Here is a 7006-nt window from a genome sequence, read left to right as displayed (position 1 = left end):
ACAACTGCTAGATGGCGGAGATTTTGAGACCTTGGCTCAAAATTTAGTGATGAGACTCCGAAGGAGACTGCTCACGTTCGCACTACCAAATAGGAATACCTACTTATTTGAAATAAGGCGACAATAAGTATGAGTTTTTAGAGGTGCCCTTAAGAAAGCGGATTGTTTTAACAGTATTAATGTACAGAGGCCGATTTCTCGAGTTGATGTAAGAAGATTAGTCTTTTCTACTACGCAAGTTAGTGAAATTGCCCCTAAAGTTACGCCAATAATTGAACTCTCAAAAGAGGCACATGTGACTTATAATATACCCGATTTAATGTTTACCAACTGTCTACCAATTAGTGACGAGGGAGCAATACCATCACATGTTGAACGTGCTTTCAAAGTGATTGGTGAAAACAGTAGTGTATTAGCGAACGGGATAAAACCAATCAGATTCACAGAAGAACATGAAACTAGAATTAGAAATATACTTTTGAAATATTTAGACTCTCAAGATCTTAGTACGATATCTGATTATCTTTATAAAAGCGACGTAAGGGAGTCGTCTCTTACTAACAGTCGAGGCTCATTCAGGGTGGTGACGATCTATAGAATCGAACCTAGGACACACAAAAAACAAAGACATTCAAAACATAAATTGATAATTCTTTTTTTCGATCCGTACCATTTATTTATACCTTCAAGAGATTTTGGGACACATGTATACACTGATGTATCTATGTATTCTTCTGACTGTAAGAAAATGATTGAGAAGTATATGTCGTCTAAATGACACTCCTCCCCAGCGGAGGGCTTTTTTTATTGCATTTTTTAAACTTTTTCCAAAATATCGCTTGACAATATGTACTAAGTGTAGTACCATAAATATATAGAAAGGAGGTAATAAATATGAAAAAGCGAAAAGAAAAACGACTTGAAGAATTCAGAACAAAAATATCAATTCTAATCCTCATCCTTGAATTGATAAAAGTTCTACTTGAAATCTTCAAATCGAAATAATTTTCAACAGAGCCGAAAACACTAAGTGAGTAGGCTTTGTTTTTCATATTAAGTCTACCATGAAAAATCTAAAAACACAAAATGTAATCTTGACCATTATCGCTATTCTGTTAGCAATCCAAATTATCTTGGATTTGATTCAAATATTCGGAGGTTAGTTTATGCCAGTATCAGAATCACGCAAACGTGCTAACGAGAAATGGGCAGAGAACAACAAGGAACGTCGTTCCTACCTCAGTTCCCGTTCCAGCGCTCGGAGTTTCATCCGGAACAAAGCCACTCTCGAAGATCTGGACGAACTCACTCAGCTCATTGAAGAGCGCAGAAATATGTTACAATAGACTAAAAATTAATGGAAAGGCTCCATTGATTTTCTAACACTAACCGTCTCGAATTCGAGGCGGTTTTTTAGGGGCAAAAAAGGGGCAAAAAATCGGTAAAGTTTAGAAAGGTTTGGCAAAGAAATGGAAACATGGCTGTTTAAACTCCTTGTTTTGGTAAGGTTTAGTAAGAAATGTGTAAATATTGTATTCGGATACGAATTTGAGGTATAATAGTTTGGATATGAAAAAAGAATTCCATCATGTAACGGTTTTATTAAAGGAAACAGTTGATTCCTTAAACATCAAGCCTGACGGTGTCTATGTAGATGCGACACTGGGCGGAGCTGGTCATAGTGAGTACCTTCTATCTCAGTTGAGTGAAGAAGGCCATTTGTATGCCTTCGATCAGGATGAAGACGCGATTCGCCATGCCCAGATTCGCCTAGCGTCTTATGTGGAGAAGGGAATGGTGACCTTTATTCAAGATAATTTCCGAAATCTACAGGCGGCACTAGCAAGGCTGGGTGTCCAAGCGATTGATGGAATCTGTTATGATTTAGGGGTTTCAAGCCCGCAGTTGGACCAGCGTGCGCGTGGTTTTTCCTATAAACAGGATGCCCCGTTAGACATGCGGATGGACCAGTCCGCAGCCTTGACGGCCCAGGTCGTGGTCAATGATTATCCTTATGAGGAGTTGGTACGGATCTTTTTTAAGTATGGAGAAGATAAATTTTCCAAACAAGTGGCGCGAAAAATCGAAAAGGCGCGGGAGCTGGCCCCAATTGAGACAACAACGCAATTGGCAGAGATTATCAAGTCTGCGAAACCAGCCAAGGAGCTCAAGAAAAAAGGGCATCCGGCCAAGCAAATTTTCCAAGCGATTCGGATTGAAGTCAATGATGAGTTGGGGGCAGCGGAGACTTCCTTGCAGCAAGCAATGGACTTGCTCAAGCCTGGTGGTCGGATTTCGGTCATTACCTTTCATTCTTTGGAGGATCGGTTGACCAAGCTTCTTTTTAAAGAAGCTTCGACCGTTGAGATTCCCAAAGGGATTCCTTTGCTACCGAGTCAAATGGAAGCTGACTTCCGCTTGGTCAATCGCAAGCCGATTCTGCCTTCCAATGAGGAATTGGAAGCCAATAATCGTGCTCATTCGGCCAAGTTGCGTGTACTAGAGCGAATCAAATAAGGAGTTTTTATGGCTCAAGAATCTAGAGGCTTGGGGCGGCTGAGACGTCCCCTAACCAATTTGGAAAAGATTTTTTATGGAACTATAGTAGTGACAACGGTGATTGTCGCTATCACAACAATTTTTTTACAGACCCAGATGCTCCAGGTCGAGCGGGATTTAGCGACTTTAAATTCCCAAGTTGAAAGTAAGGAAACGGAGATCACAGAGGCCAAACAGCGGGTGAATGAGCTAAGCCGCTATGATCGTTTTCAAAAATTGGCAGATGAGCAGGGAATGGCTGTAAAAAATGATAATTTAGTAACGGCGGAAAAACCATGAAACGATTGTGGCAACGGGTACGTCTGTTTGTTTTAAAGGGACGGAAAAGCCCGATAGAAAATCGGCAACGGGTGGGAAAACAATTAAGTGTTCTGACAGTATTTCTCTTTTTTGTTTTTTTGATTAACTTTGCTGTCATTATAGGAACAGATACCAAATTTGGTGTGGATTTATCGGAGGCTGCGAGACGGGTTCACCAAGAAATTCGTATCAATCCAGCCAAACGGGGAACCATTTATGATCGTAATGGGATTCCGATTGCAGAGGATTCAACGACCTATAATGTTTTTGCGGTCATTGATAAGGAGTATGTTTCGGCCAAGGGTGAGAAACTCTATGTTGATGCTGACCAGTACGGACAAGTAGCAGATCTGTTTAAGGAATACCTAGAAATGGATTCGGATTATGTGCTGAAACAGTTACGTCAGGAGGGACTGCGGCAGGTCTCATTTGGAACCAAGGGAAATAATTTGTCCTATGGAACCATGACCGACCTTAAGAAGGCAGCTGAGAAGGCAGGCATTAAAGGGATTGACTTCTCAACCAGTCCGAGTCGTAGTTATCCAAATGGGAATTTTGCTTCTCAGTTTATTGGTTTAGCCCAGCTCACAGAACATGAGGATGGTAGCAAAACCTTGGTCGGAAACACAGGGTTGGAAGCTTCCATGAATAGTATCTTGGCAGGAACAGACGGTGTGACCACCTATGAGAAGAACCGGGTCGGTAGTATTATTCCGGGGACCGAAAAAGTGGAGAGCAAACGGATTGATGGTCAGGATGTCTACACGACCCTGTCTGTTAATTTGCAAACCTACTTAGAAACGCAAATGGATTTGTTCCAGGAAAAAACACGTGGGAAGTGGGCTTCAGCAACCCTGGTTTCGGCGAAAACAGGGGAAATCTTAGCCCACACCCAACGGCCAACCTTTAACCCGGATACCAAGGAGGGCTTGGATGATGAAAACTTTACCTGGTCTTCCGCCCTCTATCAAAGTAACTTTGAGCCGGGATCGACGATGAAAGTTATGACCCTGGCTGCTGCCATTGACAACAACACCTTCCCGCCTAATGAGCTCTTTGACAATACACAGTTGAACGTAATTGATGCAACCATTCGTGACTGGTCGGTCAATAACGGAACCTCGACGGGGCAGGTGATGAGTTTTGCCCAGGGATTTGCTTACTCATCCAACGTCGGAATGGTTTTGCTGGAGCAAAAAATGGGAGCTGACAAGTGGTTAGACTATCTATCCCGTTTCCGGTTTGGGATTCCAACACGCTTTGGAATGGGCAATGAGTCAGCGGGCTTGTTGCCGGCTGACAATATTGTGTCGATTGCCATGTCTGCTTTTGGTCAAGGGATTTCAACGACCCAGGTGCAGATGTTGCGAGCTTTTTCAGTCATTGCCAATGATGGGGTGATGATTCAGCCGAAGTTTATTTCTGCAATTTATGATCAAAAGCAAGATGCAGTGCGAAAAGCTGGTCTTGAGATTGTGGGGAATCCAGTTTCAGAGAAGGCGGCGCGTGAGACTCGTGAGTATATGGTGACGGTTGGGACAGATCCTTATTACGGGACCTTGTATGACAAATGGTCTTCTGATTTGAGTTTACAGGGACCGATTATTCAAGCTGGTGGTCAAGCTCTTGCCGTTAAATCAGGGACAGCTGAGATTGCAAAAGAAGATGGAACCGGTTATCTTGAAAATACTTATATGAACTCGGTGGTTGCCATGTCATCAGCAGAAGATCCTGATTTCATTATGTATGTGGCGACAGCCCAACCGGAACAGTTTAGTCCACTCATGTGGCGTGACTTTGTCAATCCAATTATGGAAGAAGCCATTGCTATGAAGGATACGTTGAATTTGACAGAGTTGAGTCCTGTTTTGAACGACGTTTCTAAAGAGTTAATCTATAAGATGCCAGACACTTCGAATATGTCCCCAGGGAATTTAGCAGATGTTCTAAGGCAAAATCTTGTGCAACCGATTATTCTTGGTACGGGGACTTCAATTCGGAAAATCTCTGCTGATACGGGTGATCGCTTGAAAGCCAATCAACAAGTTCTGGTTCTCACCAATAGTTTTGAGGAAATTCCGGATTTCTATGGATGGAATAAACAAATGATGAAACAGTTTGGCAAGTGGACGGATATTGAAGTGGATATTCGTGGTTCCGGTAGCCACGTTGTTGCTCAAGATGTTGATCCGAATACGCAATTGAAGAAAGTTAAAAAAATAAAAGTGACCTTGGGAGACTAATTAAGGGGACCTCTAAAAACCCCAGTTTTTCTTCAAATTGAATCACTCAAACATCGATAAATAAGCATTTGGGTTTTGAGGGATTTAGTTTTTAGAAGTCCCTTCAAAAAATTCTATGAACGCATTAAGCTCTATCAAAGACAGCTGGCTAGAAAGTGTGTTGTAAATGGGAATAAGGCGACCCAAACTAAGAATTATGCTAAGACGAGAGCCAAGTTGCAGCGGACTATCGGAAGGTTGCAGCTATTCAGATCAACATTCTCCATGAATTTACAACAGAACTAGTGACTGACTTTGATAAAATCGTTATCGCAGATTTAGATGTTAAGAGAATGCAGATGTCTCATGCTGCATCCAAGGGCTTACATCGCTCTATGTTTGGGCAGTTCAGACAGATCTTGACCTATAAGGCTGATTGGTACGGTAAGGAGATTACCTTAGCCGATAAACATTATCCAAGCACGCAACGTTGTTCCGCTTGCGGTCACATTAAGACAGGTGACGATAAAATCACTTTAGCAGGTAATGCTAAACATGGAACCAGGCACCATGAATACATTTGTTATGAATGTGGCTTTGTGGGAGACCGGGATGAAAATGCAGTTGCCAATCTTTTGACCTTACTCAATTAAACAATACGGGGTGCTACACCCTTAGGCTATCAGAGTTAGTCACTGTCATTACCCTCTTGGAGGATATGAGAATACTAATGGTAACGGTAGTAAATAAAATGAAGAAAGGAAGTCTATATATTCTTTCTCAAATGTGGTTAAATCTTACAAATGACTACGTTTGGTTATATTTTATATAGCAGATTAATATGAATACCGAATTTTTTGTTGGCCTCATTTCGTTTGTGTTGACCGTTCTTTTAATGCCCATTTTCATCCAGACCTACAATAAGGCCAAAATTTCTGGCCAGCAGATGCATGAAGATGTCAAACAGCACCAAGCCAAGGCGGGGACGCCTACGATGGGAGGGATTGTCTTTCTGCTTGTTAGTAGCTTGGTGGCCTTGTTGGGTCTGCTTTGGTCGGGCCAATGGACAGCTAGTGCCGGGATGGTTCTATTAATCCTTGTTTTATATGGCTTGGTTGGCTTTTTAGATGATTTCTTAAAAGTCTTTCGGCGAATCAATGAAGGTCTGAATCCGCGGCAAAAGTTGTTCCTGCAGCTAGTAGGTGGACTCCTCTTCTTTCTGATTGCAGATAGCCAGGGTGGAACCTTGAATGTTTTTGGTTACGCCTTGCAGCTGGGTGGTCTCTACCTGCCCTTTGTTTTGTTCTGGTTGGTCGGTTTCTCCAATGCGGTGAATTTGACGGATGGAATTGATGGCTTGTCAAGTATTTCCGTTGTGATTTCTTTGTCAGCCTATGGGATGATTGCCTTCATGCAAGAACAGTGGGATATCTTGCTGGTGATTGCCAGTTTGCTTGGTGGTTTGTTAGGATTTTTCCTTTACAACCGCAAGCCGGCCAAGGTTTTTATGGGAGATGTTGGGAGCCTGGCGCTTGGTGGTATGCTGGCAGCTATTTCGATGGTTCTCCACCAAGAGTGGACTCTCTTGCTCATTGGTTTGGTGTATGTCCTAGAAACCTCCTCGGTTATGCTGCAAGTGGCCTATTTCAAATATACCCGTAAGAAATATGGGGAAGGTCGCCGCATTTTCCGGATGACTCCCTTCCATCACCATCTGGAATTAGGGGGACTTTCTGGCCGTGGTTCTGCCTGGTCTGAATGGAAGGTGGATTTCTTCCTGTGGGGTTTGGGATTGACCACTTCGCTGATAGCCCTTGCCATTTTGTATCTCTAAAGCTCAAAGGTTGGGAATCATTCCCGTTGTCTCTGATCCGAGGTATACCAAGGGAATAGAAGAGTATAAAAAGAAAAATCGCCACGGTAAA

At 42.6% G+C, this 7006-nt stretch carries 5 protein-coding genes and 1 pseudogene; all 6 read left to right on the top strand.

Annotated features, from left to right (window positions below; translation table 11 throughout):
• Positions 1 to 1166 precede the first annotated feature (1166 nt).
• Positions 1167 to 1346: a hypothetical protein gene (locus tag N4310_RS06805; RefSeq protein ID WP_262092586.1), complete on the top strand. Its 180-nt coding sequence runs from the start codon at positions 1167 to 1169 to the stop codon at positions 1344 to 1346.
• A 223-nt stretch (positions 1347 to 1569) separates the two neighbouring features.
• Positions 1570 to 2517 (top strand): 16S rRNA (cytosine(1402)-N(4))-methyltransferase RsmH, encoded by a 948-nt coding sequence (rsmH, locus tag N4310_RS06800; RefSeq protein WP_262092585.1) that lies wholly within the window; start codon positions 1570 to 1572, stop codon positions 2515 to 2517.
• Between the two features lie 9 nt (positions 2518 to 2526).
• Positions 2527 to 2838 (top strand): cell division protein FtsL, encoded by a 312-nt coding sequence (gene ftsL / locus N4310_RS06795; RefSeq protein ID WP_262092584.1) that lies wholly within the window; start codon positions 2527 to 2529, stop codon positions 2836 to 2838.
• Positions 2835 to 5102 carry a penicillin-binding protein PBP2X gene (gene pbp2x, locus N4310_RS06790; RefSeq protein WP_262092583.1) on the top strand — a complete coding sequence of 756 codons (2268 nt, stop codon included), beginning with the start codon at positions 2835 to 2837 and terminating at the stop codon, positions 5100 to 5102. The genes ftsL and pbp2x overlap by 4 nt, the downstream gene beginning before the upstream one ends.
• 105 nt (positions 5103 to 5207) lie before the next feature.
• Positions 5208 to 5734: pseudogene (locus tag N4310_RS06785) on the top strand (RNA-guided endonuclease InsQ/TnpB family protein); the annotation flags it as partial.
• Between the two features lie 188 nt (positions 5735 to 5922).
• Positions 5923 to 6915, top strand: coding sequence for a phospho-N-acetylmuramoyl-pentapeptide-transferase (gene mraY / locus N4310_RS06780; protein WP_262092582.1), 993 nt, complete (start codon positions 5923 to 5925; stop codon positions 6913 to 6915).
• The last annotated feature ends 91 nt before the right edge of the window (positions 6916 to 7006 follow it).

Origin of the sequence: Streptococcus danieliae (genome assembly GCF_025447695.1) — a bacterium.
GTDB classification, from domain to species: Bacteria; Bacillota; Bacilli; order Lactobacillales; family Streptococcaceae; genus Streptococcus; species Streptococcus danieliae.
The sequence above is the reverse complement of the archived record's forward strand: the minus strand, read 5'-3'. Positions and strand labels throughout refer to the sequence as shown.

Excerpts from the sequence above, each read along its gene's own strand:
- N4310_RS06805 (WP_262092586.1), top strand. The coding sequence starts at position 1,167 with ATGCCAGTATCAGAATCACGCAAACGTGCTAACGAGAAATGGGCAGAG.
- rsmH (WP_262092585.1), top strand. The coding sequence starts at position 1,570 with ATGAAAAAAGAATTCCATCATGTAACGGTTTTATTAAAGGAAACAGTT.
- ftsL (WP_262092584.1), top strand. The coding sequence starts at position 2,527 with ATGGCTCAAGAATCTAGAGGCTTGGGGCGGCTGAGACGTCCCCTAACC.
- pbp2x (WP_262092583.1), top strand. The coding sequence starts at position 2,835 with ATGAAACGATTGTGGCAACGGGTACGTCTGTTTGTTTTAAAGGGACGG.
- mraY (WP_262092582.1), top strand. The coding sequence starts at position 5,923 with ATGAATACCGAATTTTTTGTTGGCCTCATTTCGTTTGTGTTGACCGTT.